This is a genomic window from Balneolaceae bacterium (assembly GCA_034521495.1).
GTDB lineage: Bacteria > Bacteroidota > Rhodothermia > Balneolales > Balneolaceae > Rhodohalobacter.
This window is the reverse complement of sequence record JAXHMK010000009.1, coordinates 653,648-670,897: the sequence shown is the minus strand read 5'-3', so window position 1 is coordinate 670,897 and position 17,250 is coordinate 653,648. Positions and strand designations below refer to the sequence as shown.

Here is a 17,250-nt window from a genome sequence, read left to right as displayed (position 1 = left end):
TATGACTACGATTGTGGATAATGACATTCAGGTGCTATTCGATAAAACCCTAACGGGAATCTCTGACGACCTCCGTGGAGTAGATCGGGTTCAGTACATCGTGAACTGCGTTTATGAGCTCTCTGCTGAGGAGAGGGACCTGCTGAAAGATCACCTGGAGGAGTACCTCGACCGGATGCAGCAAATGAACGCCTCAGACATTGATTTAGGCGGGGCCGGCTGTTTTGGAAAAGTTTGGTACCGGATTCACGGCACAAAAAAACCCTGGGAAAAAAGTCAGCATTATACTCTTCTTGAAACGAACCTGTTAATACTGAACTTGTTGAGTGATGAACAGATGGAACACCTGCTTGTCAATCGCAGTATTGACTTCTCTTATTCACTGTCTACAGACAAAGATCGCAGGTACCGTGCAACGGTCTACTTTGATATGGACCATCTGGCGATGAATATGCGCCAGATTGAGAACGAAATTCGTCCTTTTAAAGACCTGAATTTACACCCGGAAGTAGCAAGATATTTAAGTCTAAAATACCTGAAGTATGGCTTAACATTGGTTACGGGAATTACAGGATCTGGTAAATCAACCACACTTGACACGATTATTGATGCCAACAACCGGACAGTGAGGGGACATATTGTTATTGTGGCCTCTCCAATTGAGTTGGTTCATAAGCCACAAAAGTGTATTATTCGGCACAGAGAAGTTGGCAGGGATGTCTCTTCGTTCAGAGATGGAATTGTGCAGGCGATGCGGCAAGACCCTGATATTGTTGTAATTGGTGAGCTTAGGGATGACGTTGCAATACAAAATGCGTTGGAAGTGACAGATTCGGGACATAAAGTGTTTTCCACACTACATACGGCTTCGGCAATGGAAAGTATAGACAGAATTATCGGTGAAACCCCCCTTAATGAACAGGAACGGGTTCGGATTCGCCTTGCGGATGTATTAACATGCGTTATCAGCCAAAAACTTGTAAGTACACTGGAGGGAACGAGGGTTCTGGCTAAAGAGGTACTTTTGGCCACTCCCCCATACGTGCAGCCATCCGGAATGATAATGTCTCGGAAATATACCAGATGTTAAATGAGGGCAGTCAATATGGAATGCACACATTAGAGCAGGATTTAGTACGATTAGTGAAACAGCGAATTATAAGTTCTGAAGAAGCGATCAACCAGGCGAATAATAAAACCCGCATTAAACAACTTTTAAAATAATCGAATTCTGCATTGGCTAAAAAAGAATACATAGGGCTTACGTTTGAGGACAACCGGCTTCGAATGGCTCGGTTGCGAGTTATAAAAAACGGCCTTGAACTTATAGAAGTCGATACGTTTGATCTGCCTCACCCCATCACCACCATTACGGATTCGGGCCTGGGCGACCTGGATTTTTCTGAGGATTATGAAGAGATTTTTGAAATGGACGATCCTTCATCCGCGGAAACTGCCACCGGGTTTGAAGATCTGGATGAACCTGAGCAATCCGAAAAAGAGTCGTCAGACACTTCCGGCCTGGAAGATGATTTCGACATGACCAAGACGGAGGATGAAGCAGATGCAGAGCGAGAAAATGAACAACTGCTTGCTGATTACCTCGCACAATATGGTAAACGAAAATTAAGAATTGGGACACACATCCCCTTTGGAAGAACCACATTCCAGGTGTTGAAGAATGTAGATCCCGGTTCCATGAAAAAGAACGAACGCCTGGAGTTCTTTCGTGATAAACTTCAAACCACGGGAGATGAGGAGATTAATCCCGATGATTTTGCCTGGGTTCAGCTTGATGAGAACAACTGTCTTCTCGCTTACTATCCGGATGAAAATAATTTCCTTAATCTTATTGAACTTTCTGAAACCTACCTCAAGCAGAAAGTTTTAATCCATGAACGATTACCTGACGAAGCCATTTGGGCCGGCCTTGCCCGTACAAACTATACTTTAGGCAGAGAAGATATCACCGGGTTGATCGCCATGGGTACGAATTCAAGCAGAGTGATATTCATGAAAGGGGAACAGATTGTAAATGTTCTTCCGATTATCACCGACGGTGAAAGTTCAAACGATGTACTGAACACCATTTTTAGTAAAATTCTCTTTGAGATTGATAAAGGAGACCTGCCGAAAATCAACCGGCTTCTGCTTGTACGGAGTGCAAAACTCGAGTGAAAAGGCTAAACGATATTTCGATGAGCAATTTGAGGATGTTGAGGTTGATTTCCTGACTCCCAGTAGCGATCACCTCAGCTATGCAGACGAAGTTTTAAACTCCCCGGTTTATCTACAACCCTATTTAACAGCCATTGGTGCTGCCTGGGCCGCCAGTAAAACCCATGAAAAGGAGTTCTCTCCACTTTCTCTTCTGCCTGAATATATCAGGGAAAAACAGAGAGTTCTCAAGCTGGAATGGCACGGAATAATAATACTCATTCTGATAGCCTTAACCCCTTTATATCTTAACTACCTGTATCAAACAAAATCGAATGAGTTAAGCGACCTGCAACAACAGGTTCGGGTCATAGATTCACAAATTGAGGAGTTGAGGCCTACAGCTACGATGACACAAGACCTGATGAGCGAAATTACGGAGCTAAATGCAGAGAATGAACGCTTAACAGAACTATCTCAATACAGTCAACAATGGTCTCAAATCTTCCGGATACTAAACCAGGGAGTTGACGAAATTTCAGGCATGTGGCTTACAAATCTCAATTCGTCAGACAATAACAGCATAGCTTTTGACGGATATTCTTTAAACCGTTCAACCATCCCGGCCTTTGCCAACCTGTTTTCTGATGCAAATATCCAGCAGGTAACAGAAACCGAGGCGCGGGGACAAACCGTGTACTCTTTCGGTATGAGTGTAAATAATATCCGGGAGGATGTAGACCCCTTCCTGCTCGAAATACCAGAGCGGAGTTTTGATGCAGAGCAGGGCTCTGAAGTAGAAATTAATTTTTCATCGAATGAGCAATTTGAGAATATGCCATCTGAACAGTCTCCTGCTCCATCAGGAAATATCCCGGGCACAAGTTCATCATCTTCCGGCGGACAGGAAATTGCATCTGGTGAATCAGATTCTCAGCCAAACCAAAATGAACCACAGCCGGAACTGTCCGATAACCCGGAATCATCCTCCGGCCCCACAACTTCTGTGAATGAACCACCCGCCCCCGCTATCGTCACCAGCAGCAGCCAGTCCTCACTTGGGCTCATGGGGCCTGAAGACCAGATGCTGGAGGGTGCATACACTATTGTACTGCATTCTATAACTGACGGAGAACGTGCCGTGAACGAAGCAGAATCACTTGAAGAACAGGGATTCAAAGCAACGCTCTGGAATGTAGTATTGGAGGACAACCGAACTTGGTGGAGAATTGGCGTCGGTCAATTTGAAACTGTTTCAGCCGCCGTGGAAGCGATCCGGGAGCTGCCTCAAATATACCAGGAGCGCAATTTTATTATTCGAATCCGGGAGGGGCAATAATCAATGAAATATAGCATACGAAATACCATCATTCTGCTTCTTACTCTTGCCATTATGGTAGGCGGAGGCTGGCTCTACATCCATAACAGGTTTGATGAAGATATTGAAAATACTCGGGTTACTTTAAATGAGAAGCAGGCTGAACTGGAGGAAGTTCAAAACCTGGCAGATCAGTTTCATCGGCCCAGGCCAATTACAATGATGTGGTCTATACACGTATGAACCATCCGAAAGAGCTTTTTCCATCTCACAGCTCCAGTGATCTTTATAATTACCTGCAGGAGATCAACGAAGATATCTCTTTTACAGGACTTAACTACTCCTTTTCTGATTCTGTTTTGAATGATGACCACGGGGTGATTAATGCTACGATCGATGGAGAAGGCAACTACAGTAACCTTACTAACTTTTTATACCGAATTGAATACAGCAGGCCTCTTGTTCAAATTCAATCCGTCCAACTAAATAATATATCCGAACTTGAAAAACTCAACAGGGTAACATTTCAAATTTCACTCGGCGCTTTTTACAGGCGCGGGAGTTGGACAAACTACAGGGCAGACTTAAATACTTCCACTCCGCTCGGTACTATTCGGCATAATCCCTATTACCCATTGATCCGGCCGATACCACCTAATGATGAAAATCTTCCTGATGTAGAAGCGAGCCGTTTGGTAGCATTAACCGGTGGAACGGCTCATATAATCGATCAAACAGGTGTGCTGAAACGGATATCCATTGGAGACCGTGTGTACCTCGGACGACTCAGCCGAATTAACATGGATAATAGAGAAGCGATATTTCAATTGAACCGCGGGGGCATTATGGATACGGTTGTACTTACACTTTCTCAATCTCAAGATAATTCTTAGACATTCCCGACATGAAAAAATTAACGTTATTTTCCATCATCATACTTGTGTTAGGTTTGCAGCAACAACTCTTTGCCCAGGATCGAATGCCTGTGCGAGAGTACACGAACCCGGATGAACTGGTTGTACTGTCTCAGGATGTTTCTTTCAATAATGCTTTGAATATACTTGAGGAGTTGTCGATTGAGTTCAGAGACAAAATCTTTGTGAATCAAACCGAATACGAAGGTCCCATTGGGATTGATATTCCACAGATGCACTGGGAGGATGCGTTGAGTGAAATTGCCGAATACAATAACATGTACGTTACTGAATACGAGAAATATTACGAAATTCGCAATATACCGTTAGAGCCGGGACAAACTGAGGAAGGTGAAACAGCAGCCGAGGAGGAAGAGATACAGGTTGATTATACCACCCGGGAGATTAAAATTTCAGCTACATTTTTCCAGGGAGACCGAAATAAGCTTCGTCAGATTGGGGTAGACTGGTCTGCCGTAAATAACGGGGAAGTACGAGTCGCCACAAATTCTGCCGTTGATGTACAACGAGAAATCTTTGAGATTGAAGCTAACTGGGGTGAAATATTCTCCACCGGAACCTGGGATATCACTTCACTTTTCAGGGCATTTGAAGAGAGCGGAAACGGCGAAATTCTCTCCTCTCCCTCTATTAAAGTGATGGATGGAAGAGAAGGTAATATCCAGGTAGGACAAGATTTTTCAATCAAACAGAGAGACTTTGCCGGGAACATTACGGATGAGTTTTTCAGCACAGGTACCATTCTAACTGTAACACCACGAGTTTTCTATAATGATGAAGGCACACCCTTTATTTACATGACGGTTGAGACTGAACGAAGTACAGCGGAACCCGATCCGGTCAGCACTATCGTGAACAAACAGGAAGCTGCCACCGAAGTTTTAATGCTTAGCGGAGAAAGTACGGTTCTTGCCGGATTGTACGAAACAGAAGTAACTACCACACGGCGCGGGGTTCCCATTCTGAAAGATCTGCCCGGCTGGTTTTTAGGATTACGCTACCTGTTTGGCTACAACTCAAGAGAAAGCACCGTACAAGAGCTTGTGGTTCTGTTGAAGGTAGAGCTTGTTCCTACTCTTGAAGAAAGAATGAATGAAGAGTTCAGGGAACGTCCGGAACTTCTCCAGAAACAAAGAGACGAGTTCCTAAATGAGATTGAGGAGATGCAGAAACAGTTGCGGGAAGCAGAGGCAGGAAAAGAAGAAGATGAGGAGTCTAATTAGGGCTCTTATTGGGCAATTCCACTGCTCTTTACTCGATATATAGCGAGAAGCGTTTTTTTAACTCGTTCCAAAGGTCCTCCTTTGGAACGCCAATCCGAAGCTCTGCTTCTGGTCAACCCATTGTCGCAACGGCGTCACTCAGATTCTTATACTATTATTACTCGTTGCGAAGGTCCTCCTTCGCAACGGCACCCGAAAGCTCCGACTTCCTTTCACGGTATCCCGAAATTATGAGTATCAGAGCCATTGCCCTACATTTTCTTAGGAGAAGCTGGAGCTTCACACAGGCATTCCGAAGCCGGAGCTTCGGAACGAGTTAAGGTTGACGAATTGGATAGCGCAGTTGACTCGCTCGCTCATGTTTGCGAGTCAGGAAAAGGGCACAAGCGGGGACGCTTGCGCCATCCCCTTTTTTTTTACTCGTTACGAAGGTCCCCCTTCGTAACGGCATAACTGAAGCTCCTGCTTCTATTCATTCATCACACCCGCTAACAAATATCCAGTCCTCCGGATGGTTGAGCGGAAGCGGAGCTTCCAAAAACGGGTGTTCCGAAGGAGACCTTCGGAACAAGTAGAAGCGACGATTTGCAGCCGTGGGAAAGAGTGACCAAAAAGAGTGCCCCGAGGCGGGAGATCTGTATTGATAATAATGAGTGAAGCCGAGGGGCAGATTTGGTAAACGTTGTTCAAACCGACCAACCCTCATCTCAAGCAGACGTGAGGGATCTCCTAAACAAGACCTTGTCCTTAATCAACGAGATGCTCACGAATCAGGGAAAGGGTCACAAGCGGGGACGCTTGCGCCATCCCGTTATTATAACTCGTTCCAAAGGTCCTCCTTTGGAACTACTAATCGAAGCTACACGCTTTACCAGTCAGACTCATAAACACCAGTCATAAGAAACTCAAACACTACAGACATTTTACCAGAAGCAGAGCTTCCACTCGGGTATTCCGAAGGAGACCTTCGGAATAAGTAAACAAGTAGAAATTAGTCGTTCTGAATGACAGGTGGGGAGGAGTGTTATCGACGTGAGGGTTCTCAATAATAAAGTCCCTACTTTGGAAAAAGCAAAAATATCAACATCCAGGAGGTCTCTGAGAAGGCGGGCCTGAGCATGGAGGAGGTCCGCCACCAGGAGGTCCGCCACCGCCATCATCATTGTTATTTCCTCCACCGTCATCTCCACCACCGCCACCATCATTTTCGCCACCGGTAGAACCATCATCATTATTTCCCCCTCCACTGCCAGTTCCACCGCCACCAGGTCCCCCGCCCTCAGCAATTAAATGAACATTCCTGAGATAATATCTTCTTTGCGAGAATGCGTTTGCGGTTTCTGTATTATTCTGAAAGGAAACATGTTGGCTTGGATCACTTTCGGTACGAAAGGTAACTCTTAAATAATGTGGCACTGCAACCGTATCCGGTTCAAGATCAAACTCAAGCCCAGAGAGGTATAAATCATATCTTACAGTATCTAATGAAGCACTGCTGCGAACCAATTCCACAACTCTGCCGTCTCTTTGTACTGTAACTGTATCTCCGTTTAGGTCAACAAATCTAAGTATATTGCTTGGCATAGATGCATTGGCTGGTTGTATTACGTCTACAGCCCTCTTTAACTCTTCCTGGAATACATCCGTAGATACATCGGCAAACATTTGCATATCATTGTAGAGACGATTGTCCACTGAATTTTGAAGGATAAATGAGTTCACTCCAAAGATCATCAGCGTCAACATGCCGACAATAATAAAAGAAAAAACAAGATCTAATCGAATACCCATGGTGTTCTCTTTATTTTTTTACAATGGCAGTATAGCCGTTCTAAACTCTGCCAACATATCATAATCATCTCCTGATTCGGTCTCTTCATATATTTGAACTGTAGCCCTTCTCCCGGTTTGCCCGTGAAGGATTGTTTCTTCACTGCTAAGTTCCACGGTTGCATAGTAAACTTTTCCAATTTGTGAGGTGTACTGTCGTCTTTTATCCTCATCCGTCACATCGTCCAGATCTCCGAAGCGATTGTCAAGTTGTCCATAATCATAAGAGTACGACTGCAGTTCCTCGATCAGATCTTCACCAATATTTATGGCATCGTTCCTTTCCTGAGTCTCTACAGTTGTCTCAACCGCTTCCACATGCATCGATCCTATATTCAATGAAATAATTGAAAGCAGAACGATTGCGGCCAGTGCTAATAATGTTTGTCCTGTTGACATATCTTAAAAGTTAATTCCAGTACATTAAAACATATTCGTTGTTGTCTTCCTGTTCTAATTGAGGAAGAGAATTGGCAAATTCCTCGTCATAAATTACAGATGGACGACCATTCATTTGAAACGTATCTGAAACAATAGCTCCACGAAATGAACCTGCAGAACCACCTATGGTTACACTTGCATATGGTGCATAAACCAATGCTGAATTTTCAGGCGTACCCATTAAATTCACTTCATCACCATACGTGATTAGATTACCATCAAATGTAGGATTCCCCGCTATTTTAATTGACACATCACTTGAACCAGCGAATAAAAGTCCTCTGAATGTGCCATTCCCCGTGTAATCGATGTCGTCAGTTCCTTTATAGTAGATTGTAAAATTCTTTGATTCACCGGATGAATTTATATTACCATTGCCAAGTTCCAAAGTATTCTCAACATAAATGGACAAGTGACCATCACCATTTAATTGTAGATCTTTGCTTAAATCTAAATCTTTGACGTAAAGTTTACTCTCAGTGTCTTCGCTTCCTGTATTAATAGTTGTATTCCTGGAAGTAAACGAATTGTACATCGCGCCCTGTCCTGTAAAATCTAATGTTTCATTATTGCTGTTATAAGTGCTCGTACTACTGTTTACTGGAAATTGAGGAAAGACAGGATTCGTATGTGTAATGGGTTCTCGAAGCATATGTATATTATCTACAGTGCCGCTTGACAAATCTTCATACTCCGATTGCAACATATCAGCATCAACAAAATATAGATCTCCGTCCACATCAGCATTACCTCTGCCACTAAAGTTGCTGAATGTCTTATTCACACTCACATCACCTTCAACGTAACCATTTCCCAAATCCATACTACTTTCAGAATGAATAGCTTTGTCAACAGATGCTCCAGTCCACTCAGAAGTCCCTCCTTTGGTTAAACCCACACTAACCCTGTAATCTGTTTCGTCAAAGCGGCCCGTAGAATTAATGACCAGGAGTGTATCTGCCTGATTGGTTACCTGGAGATTGTAAGATCCTGCTAAATCTTCCCAGTCTGCAAATCCGGTTGATGACGGGTATGCATAGGATTCACCCTCTTCAGGTGCAAAATCGCTGTCTGAATCATTTCTGATATCATTAATTGCCACTAATGCAGCACTGTTTGCAATATTCGAAGCTTGCAACTGACTAAAACTTTCAATGTTTCTAAATTCAGATTGAAATAAAGCATTGCGTAATGCACTCGAATAAGTCAACATCGAGAAGATAAGAGCAGAAACAATAAAGATGGCATATTTACCCATAAAAACCTCTATCTGTTAGAGAAAAGTAGTACTCAACCTCTATTTGATTGTTTAATTTTCGAGTCGTAGTGTAAACTTTTTTAAAAATTGTACCGATTAACACTAACTGACTTTACCCCAAATTAGTCTTTAATATTAAATAAAATTAATATAAAATACTAATCCACTATAAATATACGACTAATTTCAGATATCTATTCATTATTTGTTTTTAACTAATCCAAAATGAAATTATGATATATTTCATTCCAATTTACCAGTTAAGCTATTTTCAATACATAGGAGGCTTTGAAATACCCATCTGTCGGTTGTTTTTACCGGCTGATGGGTGTCCCCAACCCGTCAGCCCGCACATACAGCGTGCAGACGGGCAGTAATGCAAAGCCCTCATATACGTAATAACGTTTCAAATGGATAAACTTATATTCCAGGCATGATAAATTGCACACTTTGTAAAAGCCCCGACACAGATCACCTACACACTAATAATCTTTACAATTATCTTATTTGCCGACATTGCGATCTTGTATTTGTAAAACCGGGAGAACGTCCTGCACCGGAAGAGGAAAAAAAGCGATACGACCAGCATGAAAATAACCCGGAGGATGAACGCTACAGGAATTTTTTAAGCCAACTTTTTGATCCGCTCAAAGAAAAATTAGAACCCAATAGTTACGGGCTGGATTATGGATCCGGCCCCGGGCCCACTCTCAGCATTATGCTGGAAGAAGTAGGACACTCCATGGAAATTTATGACCCCTATTATGCAAAAAACGAATCTGTCCTGCAAAACAAGTACGACTTTATCACCTCAACAGAAACCGTAGAACATTTCTACAATCCGGCAGAAGAGTTTGAAAAGTTATGGCCGATGCTAAAACCCGGAGGTTATTTTGGTATCATGACACTTCTAAGGCCGGAAGATGAACCGTTTTCTGAGTGGCACTACACCTACGATGAAACTCACGTATCCTTTTATTCCAGGAAAACATTCCGGTGGCTGGCCGATCAACTGAATGCAGAACTTTCTTTTGAGGGGAACCGCGTGATCATTCTTCAAAAAAGCTTGTGATTTGCAAGTTGGCTCGAAGGACACAAGTCGGGAGACTTGCGCCAGTCAATGATACTTAGCAACACCCATCAGACGGCTGGTTTTGCCGTCAGATGGGTAGGCAGCAAATTGTTACCCCCGTTAACCCTTTTAACTCGTTCCGAAGGAGAACCTTCATATCTGTTTAGCGCAAAAAGACACGCAGCTCCAGACCATTCACATCGTGTCGCCCTCTCCCCCAACCCCTCTCCCCGCGGGAGAGGGGCGAAGGGGTGAGGGCGACACACCGGTTTTGCCAGTGATTCATGTTTTTTTATTTACCAAATCGCTAAACAGGTACGAACCTTCGGAACAAGTAGAACTTGTGCAGACGGTGGTCCAAGTTACCTCGAAGAGATCCCTACGGGGCAAACTTGAACCAGTTAGTATGCAGAAAGATTTTTATATGAGGTTGACTGTTTTTCATCATACATTTTGAGAAAGAAAATCAATCTTAAAATTATGGATTCGAAAGATATTAGAGAACTGCAGGCACCTCTCAAAAAAACCTACAAGGAGAATCCCGAAGCGGCCCTGGTAACATTAAAAGCATCAGGTAAACTGGACGAATGGAATTTCTTGCAAAATCGAATACAGGCCAGGCGATGGTAAAAGCCGGCCTGCATCCGGCAACGGGAGGTAACGGCTTATCTGTATGTTCCGGCGATATGCTTCTGGAAGCGTTGGCAGCCTGCGCCGGCGTAACCCTGAACGCAGTTTCAACGGCTATCGATTGTCCCCTGGAGAATGCAACCATCACAGCCGAGGGAGATCTTGACTTCAGGGGAACCCTGGGTGTTTCAAAAGAAGCACCGGTTGGATTTAAAGAGATTCGGCTTCATTTCGACCTGCAAACCGATGCGTCCGATGATCAAGTAGCATCTCTTTTAAAGCTCACCGAGCGATATTGTGTAGTCTATCAAACGCTGGTATCTAAACCGGATATTACAATCACCCATAATAAATAATATGAATTCGATATAGAAAAAGCTTTTAAAATCCCACTTCGAAGGTGGAGGCGAACGAAGTAAGCAGGAGGATGACCGTATAAATACAAGTTAGTGCTAAATATTCAAATTTAGAGATTAATTACATTTCTTTTCATCCCCCATTGCCCCCTTTAAAGAAGAATTATTATGTGAACTCACATTAAAGTAATAATCTTATGAAATCTATAAAAGGAAAAATTGTTGATCCGGTTTCCCGGCAAATCTTCAACGGTGCGCTCAAAATTCAGAATCAAAAAATTGTTGAGATTCGGAAAGTTGAATCGGTACCCGACCGATATATCATGCCCGGGTTGGTCGACTCGCACATTCATATTGAGAGTTCCATGCTGGTGCCATCAGAATTTGCACGACTTGCCGTTCGGCATGGTACTGTAGCTACTGTTTCTGATCCGCATGAAATTGCCAATGTTTGCGGAATAGAAGGTGTGGAATATATGATCAGAAATGGGAAGAAAGTTCCGCTGAAATTTTACTTTGGCGTACCCTCTTGTGTTCCTGCAACTCCATTTGAAACTTCCGGAGCGGAACTGGATAAGGATGATGTAGCTGAACTGCTAAAACGTGATGAAATACACTATCTCTCTGAGATGATGAACTGGCCGGGAGTTTTAAATGATGAACCGGATGTTTTGGCAAAGATCAAATCTGCACTCGATCTCGGCAAACCCGTTGACGGCCATGCGCCCGGACTTAAAGGCAATAAAGCCCGGAAATATGCCTCTGCTAATATTTCTACAGATCATGAGTGCTTTACCAAAGAGGAAGCAGTGGACAAGCTCAACGCCGGAATGTTCATTGCTATCCGTGAGGGGAGCGCTGCTAAGAATTTCGATGCGTTGGTTGGCCTTTTTGATGATTTTGCGGAGAAACTCATGTTTTGTTCTGATGACAAGCATCCGGACGATCTGATTCGCGGTCACATCAATAAATTGGTAACTCGAACCCTCTCCCTTGGATATGATCTGTTTGATGTTCTGCATGCCGCGTGTGTACTGCCTGTTCGTCATTACAAGTTAAATGTTGGGTTGCTGCAAAAAGGAGATCCGGCGGATTTCATTATTGTTGATCGCCCGGAGTCAATGAATATTCAACAGACCTGGATTGATGGTAATCCTGTTTTTAAGGACAGTGAAATTCTGTTTCCTGAAATCGACGCGAGTCAGATCAACAATTTCAAACCATACCCTGTTGAGCCGAATGATTTCATACTGAAATCAAACAAGAGTGAACAGCCGGTCATTGTTACCAGGGATGGACAGTTGGTAACGGAGAAAGAAACTGTAAAGCTTGAGATCAAAAATGGGGCCGTTCAGGCAGATCCTGACCGCGATATTTTGAAAATTGCCGTCGTCAACCGATACGAAAAGCAACCACCGGCACTGGCTTTTATTAAAAATTTTGGGATTAAAAATGGCGCGATTGCCTCATCGGTTGCTCATGACTCACACAATATCATTGCCGTGGGTTCTTCCGAACATTATATAAGCAGAGCCGTCAATCTAATCATGAAGAATCGAGGTGGCATCTCTGCTGTTTCCAAACATCAGGAGAAAATTCTGCCGTTACCCATTGCCGGACTTATGAGTGATCAACCCGGAGAAGAGGTTGCAGCCAGCTACGAACGTCTAACTAAAATGGCCCGGGATTTAGGAAGCAAGCTGCACTCCCCTTTCATGACGATCTCATTTATGGCGCTACTTGTAATCCCAAGTTTAAAACTCAGCGATAAAGGTTTATTTGACGGGGATACCTTTGAATTTGTGGAGCAGTGAAGGGTAGTATTTGAGTATCAAGGATTGAGTACTAAGCTTATTAAGGCTATACCAAGATGTGTCTTACTCAAGGCACTTCTTACCCGTTCAGCTAAAACAGACGGTAATTGATAGAAACCTCGAAGTCTATATCTCTATTCAATATTTATTACACTCGACTAAAGCCAACCACTCTAAAAATCGTCGCATCAATTGGATATTTAGCTACGCTGTATTATTCTTTTCAATCAAATCTGCTCTTGAAAATGAGTGTTGGAGAAATGTCCAATCACAATCCTGTATCTATTATTTTAGAATTAGTACTATTCGGTCTGAATCGAAGTATTTATTTCCGTTGGTTTTAACCAACGGTTGACAATCCCTGTAAAATAGAGTGGCTTTAGCCACATTTTTACTGTTTGTTATTTTTCTATTTGTATGAACCGGAAATACCAAAATCCTTACAATTTCAGTTTCTGCATCTCACTTCCTTTGTATTTTTTTGACTTTTAAGTACCAAAAGATACACTTGAGCAAAGGACTTTTTTCTTGCTAAGAACTGCTTCAGAAAATGTAATACCTGTTAATTTGCTTAAACGTAAATTTATGAATGTGGCTAAAGCCAAAATGGGAAAGCTTTTCTAAATCCGTCAGCTAAAGCAGACGGTAATAGATTTCCTAAAACACTAAACGAGCCTCTGAAGAAATTACCCAGGGCTTTAGCCAGATATTTACTCGTGCCGAAGGTCTCCTTCGGTACGCCAACCCGTAGCTTTCTGATCATTGAAGCCTCGGCGCAGTTGACCGCTTCCATTCACTCTTCATACAACAGAATAGCAATACAACTCTCCGGACAGTTTTCCAGAAGCGGAGCTTCTACATTCAGTGTTCCGAAGGTCTTCCTTCAGAACAAGAAAATGTAATCTAACTTAATTTACGACTCAGATTCCAACGCTTCGTCAACCAAGAAGCTAACATGAGCCGCGTGAGCCATTGTTTCGTTATTTACGCTGTCCTTCTCCTCCATCAAACCACGAATATATTGCAGATTATGGAGGGCCGCTGATTTTGCAAGATTATCATGCTGATCGCTTTCAAGAACTGCCGTAAGCACTTTCACATACTCAACCTGGGCATTTTGCCTGAATGTATTCACATTGCCTTGTGCATCAGCATCAAAGATGGCACCGGTTAGATCGCGTACTACATCCGCCGCAGCGTACGTATTTCCGTATGTTCTGGAATCCGTGAGTCTCTTCATCGTATTTGGATGGAGGATGTGAGTGATTACGCTAATCTGCATACCCAGAACTAAATCATGAACTTTAGGATCTTCCGTATCACCATAAAAATTAAATCCACGCCGTTGTGCCTGTAGATATTTATAGACCTCGTGCGATTGCTCAAAAGCATCCGGGGCGAACAGATATTCAGACAGGTAACTCATCGCCTGCCTTTGTTTCTCTGCAGGAACGGGTGTGTAAGGTTGAGTTCCTCCCTCCTGCCCGATAAATGCCCGGTCTCTGTAAACTCCACCAATTTGTCGTGAAATTACAGTAGTCTGAGTTCCCCTGTGCCCCATAACTGACACAAATGCATTGCGCAGTTCCTGGTACGACTGGCCTTCACGGGTTCCATATTTTTCCACTAATCCATCCAGGAGATGTTTACTCAGCTCAATCCGTTCCACAGAGTATCCTACCGGATCACTTGACATATCACGGATCATCACTCTTGGATCAATTCCGTTGCCCGATGATCGCATATCATCTGCATCATTTCCAAAAGCCAGTTCCGGATCTGTTGAACGTGATAGAATTTCTTCAAGACGCTCTTGCTCAGCTTCAGGATCGTTCAATGCAGGAGAATATCCATATTCAATAGCCCAAACGTCGTAAGGTCCGGGTTTAAGATCGTAGTAACGTCCCTGCTCATCCCGGTTCGGGTTTACATTAATGGAGTGATAATCCATAACCGACCCGCTCAAGCTGCTTTCATCATCACGTTCCGGGTTATAAATTTCTTCAGGTGAAAAAATTGAACTTGCCTGCATATTGTGATTTAAGCCTAATGTATGCCCCACTTCATGGAGAATAAGCCGGGTCATCGCCTCTTTTTGGAGGCCGTCCAGATCTTGTTCACCGGCATCATCCATCAGTAAAATTGCACTTGCGGCAAATTGTCTGTCTTCACTCAGAAACTGATCAATATTACAGTATCTCGGATCCATCGCTTCGTTCAAATCAGCCGATGAGTTAAATGTACCCGTAAAAAGGTCCTCCGACCTGGTATATGCCCGAAAAGCAGCCCATTCCAGCATAATATCCGCGCCCAAAATTTGGCCGGTTCTTGGGTTCACAAAACTTGGCCCGTACCCGCCAAAAGGAGGTTCGGGTGAGGAGGTCCAGCGCAGAACATTATACCGTATATCGCCCGCATCCCAATCAGCAGAATCCGGTTGTACTTTCACCCGGATCGCATTTTTGAATCCGGCCTCCTCAAACGCTTCATTCCATGCAAGCGTTGCGTTTTTTATCGTTTCCCTGAATCCGGTTGGTGTAGTGTTTTCAATCCACCATACAATCGGTTCCACAGGTTCTGAGAGTTCTGCGTCCGGATTTTTCTTTTCTAATTTCCATCGATGAATCAAATCATAGAACGGAGTGGCACTTGTTGAAATCTGATCATCTTTTTGTGTGATAAAATAACCAACGCGAGGATCATCGAACCGTAGTTTATAATCGTTTTCCGGCATTTCAATAAACGTATGCTGAAATTGTACCGTAACGGACCGGCCATCTGTAATTGCATCACTTGTAGAACCACGTACATAGGGAGATTCATAAACATATTCTACAACAACGTCTGTATTTTCGGGATAGCTGCGAATCTCAGCATATTTACTTTTATCACTGCTCAGCTGGCCAAGGGAATACTCTCCGGGACGAGATCGCGGATTCGGACTCGGCTTAACCTGATGCAAACTTTCTGAGAGGAAAAGCGGATCTGCACTAATCAGTATTCTTCCATTCTCTTCATCATTCACTTCAATTTTTGAAGAAAAAAGTACAGCGTCAGAAATATTCGCTGCCGCCGCCCGGCTTAATGGGCTCTCATCATCGAAATAGAAACTGTTGTTTACATGGACGAACTCAATCTTGTCGAAATATTTTCGAACTTTTATAATCTTGTTATCGCGGAACGCTCCTCTGAAGTGACCCACCTCCGGAACTCCATCACTTGACATACCAAAATAGATAAATTCTTTGTCGAGCTGATCTTTTTGAATTTCCAATTTAGTTGAGCCATCCGTGGTATCCTGGTAAACAGTAAAAAGGCCTTCATACACCGTTGATTTTTCAATGGCTGACTCAAAATCTGATTTTTCCTCTTTTGAGCTTTCTGAAGTGGCGATCTTACTGATGTTCTTTGTATTTGAACAGGCGGATATCGACATGAGAAACAATAATCCGATGATTCCCCAAATACCGTTCCGGGAAAATAAAAACATAACGGTTCTATAGTTTTGGTTGGTGTTTAATAGATAGTGTCTCTAAGAAAACGTCAATCTCTGCGTTCCACTCGCCCCAAAAATGCTCATGTACACGTAGTACACTGCGCCGCTTTTTGGGACTTCGAACGCGACCTTGACGTTTTCTTAGGACACTATGAGTTTTCTTACAAACACTAGATAGCAAAAGTTCGTGCGGAGCGAGAAATAGAATCTCAATTGTTGCTAATAAAAAGAAAAATCAGCATACGTCCCTCTCCCTTCAAAAAGCAGGCTACATAAATAAAAAAAGCCCGGACCGAAAAAGATACAGGCTTTAAAAAAATTAAGATTCGGCTATTTTCAGCCGATTCTCAGCAATTGCAAGCTTGGTTTCAATATCATCGCTTCTGTATTTGAGCGAATTTAGCTTTTCTCTGATATCATCCCGGTGCTTCAAGGCTTCGTCCCTGTCTATCTCGGTTGATTTTTCGGCCTTTTCAGCAAGAATTGTTAATTGATTATTGCTCATCTCAACAAAACCGCCACTTACAGCAAAATTTAATTCTTTTTCTCCCTTTTGTTTGATGACAATTTTTCCAATGCCAAGAGAAGAAACAATAGGAGCGTGGTTATGCAGCATCTGGAAATCACCACTGCTGCCCGGTACGCGTACACCTTCAACCTGACCCTCGAATCGAGAACCTTCTGGTGTTAAAAGTTGTGCTTGATAAGTTGTTGCCAATG

At 43.1% G+C, this 17,250-nt stretch carries 15 protein-coding genes; 10 read left to right on the top strand and 5 right to left on the bottom strand.

Annotated elements, in window-relative coordinates; all coding sequences use genetic code 11:
- Window position 1: 1 nt before the first annotated feature.
- The 6 genes from U5K72_07990 (at window position 2) to U5K72_07965 (ending at window position 5,633) form a co-directional block, all read left to right on the top strand.
- Window positions 2-1,090, top strand: a complete 1,089-nt coding sequence (locus U5K72_07990; protein ID MDZ7718739.1) for an ATPase, T2SS/T4P/T4SS family — start codon at window positions 2-4, stop codon at window positions 1,088-1,090.
- A gap of 146 nt (window positions 1,091-1,236) precedes the next feature.
- The gene (locus U5K72_07985; protein MDZ7718738.1) at window positions 1,237-2,178 is read left to right on the top strand and encodes a hypothetical protein; all 942 of its coding nucleotides are present in this window, start codon (window positions 1,237-1,239) and stop codon (window positions 2,176-2,178) included.
- A complete protein-coding gene (locus tag U5K72_07980; protein ID MDZ7718737.1) occupies window positions 2,162-3,496 on the top strand; it encodes an SPOR domain-containing protein in 1,335 nt (444 codons plus the stop codon). Before U5K72_07985 ends, U5K72_07980 begins: the two co-directional genes overlap by 17 nt.
- A gap of 3 nt (window positions 3,497-3,499) precedes the next feature.
- On the top strand, window positions 3,500-3,718 hold the full coding sequence (locus tag U5K72_07975; GenBank protein MDZ7718736.1) for a hypothetical protein: 219 nt from the start codon (window positions 3,500-3,502) through the stop codon (window positions 3,716-3,718).
- Window positions 3,715-4,368, top strand: coding sequence for a hypothetical protein (locus U5K72_07970; GenBank protein MDZ7718735.1), 654 nt, complete (start codon window positions 3,715-3,717; stop codon window positions 4,366-4,368). Before U5K72_07975 ends, U5K72_07970 begins: the two co-directional genes overlap by 4 nt.
- Before the next feature lie 11 nt (window positions 4,369-4,379).
- On the top strand, window positions 4,380-5,633 hold the full coding sequence (locus U5K72_07965; protein MDZ7718734.1) for a type II and III secretion system protein: 1,254 nt from the start codon (window positions 4,380-4,382) through the stop codon (window positions 5,631-5,633).
- 1,080 nt (window positions 5,634-6,713) lie between these two features.
- On the opposite strand, the gene U5K72_07960 is transcribed toward U5K72_07965, so the two are convergent.
- From U5K72_07960 to U5K72_07950, 3 genes are read right to left on the bottom strand one after another with little or no spacing between them, the layout of a single operon-like run.
- Window positions 6,714-7,424 (bottom strand): hypothetical protein, encoded by a 711-nt coding sequence (locus tag U5K72_07960; GenBank protein ID MDZ7718733.1) that lies wholly within the window; start codon window positions 7,422-7,424, stop codon window positions 6,714-6,716.
- An 18-nt stretch (window positions 7,425-7,442) separates the two neighbouring features.
- Window positions 7,443-7,862 (bottom strand): hypothetical protein, encoded by a 420-nt coding sequence (locus U5K72_07955; protein ID MDZ7718732.1) that lies wholly within the window; start codon window positions 7,860-7,862, stop codon window positions 7,443-7,445.
- 10 nt (window positions 7,863-7,872) lie between these two features.
- Window positions 7,873-9,162 carry a hypothetical protein gene (locus U5K72_07950; GenBank protein MDZ7718731.1) on the bottom strand — a complete coding sequence of 430 codons (1,290 nt, stop codon included), beginning with the start codon at window positions 9,160-9,162 and terminating at the stop codon, window positions 7,873-7,875.
- Window positions 9,163-9,595: 433 nt separating this feature from the next.
- Here U5K72_07950 and U5K72_07945 point away from each other — a divergent pair, with 433 nt between their 5' ends.
- The 4 genes from U5K72_07945 (at window position 9,596) to ade (ending at window position 13,034) form a co-directional block, all read left to right on the top strand.
- Entirely contained in the window at window positions 9,596-10,234 is a 639-nt protein-coding gene (locus U5K72_07945; GenBank protein ID MDZ7718730.1) for a class I SAM-dependent methyltransferase, read from the top strand.
- 480 nt (window positions 10,235-10,714) lie between these two features.
- The gene (locus U5K72_07940) at window positions 10,715-10,864 is read left to right on the top strand and encodes a hypothetical protein (protein ID MDZ7718729.1); all 150 of its coding nucleotides are present in this window, start codon (window positions 10,715-10,717) and stop codon (window positions 10,862-10,864) included.
- Window positions 10,822-11,220, top strand: a complete 399-nt coding sequence (locus tag U5K72_07935; protein MDZ7718728.1) for an OsmC family protein — start codon at window positions 10,822-10,824, stop codon at window positions 11,218-11,220. The genes U5K72_07940 and U5K72_07935 overlap by 43 nt, the downstream gene beginning before the upstream one ends.
- 197 nt (window positions 11,221-11,417) lie before the next feature.
- Entirely contained in the window at window positions 11,418-13,034 is a 1,617-nt protein-coding gene (gene ade, locus U5K72_07930) for an adenine deaminase (GenBank protein ID MDZ7718727.1), read from the top strand.
- Window positions 13,035-13,947: 913 nt separating this feature from the next.
- Here ade and U5K72_07925 read toward each other — a convergent pair.
- Together U5K72_07925 and atpC are read right to left on the bottom strand one after the other, a co-directional pair.
- Window positions 13,948-16,524, bottom strand: coding sequence for a zinc-dependent metalloprotease (locus U5K72_07925; GenBank protein ID MDZ7718726.1), 2,577 nt, complete (start codon window positions 16,522-16,524; stop codon window positions 13,948-13,950).
- Window positions 16,525-16,849: 325 nt separating this feature from the next.
- Window positions 16,850-17,248, bottom strand: a complete 399-nt coding sequence (gene atpC, locus U5K72_07920; protein MDZ7718725.1) for an ATP synthase F1 subunit epsilon — start codon at window positions 17,246-17,248, stop codon at window positions 16,850-16,852.
- Window positions 17,249-17,250: the final 2 nt, after the last annotated feature.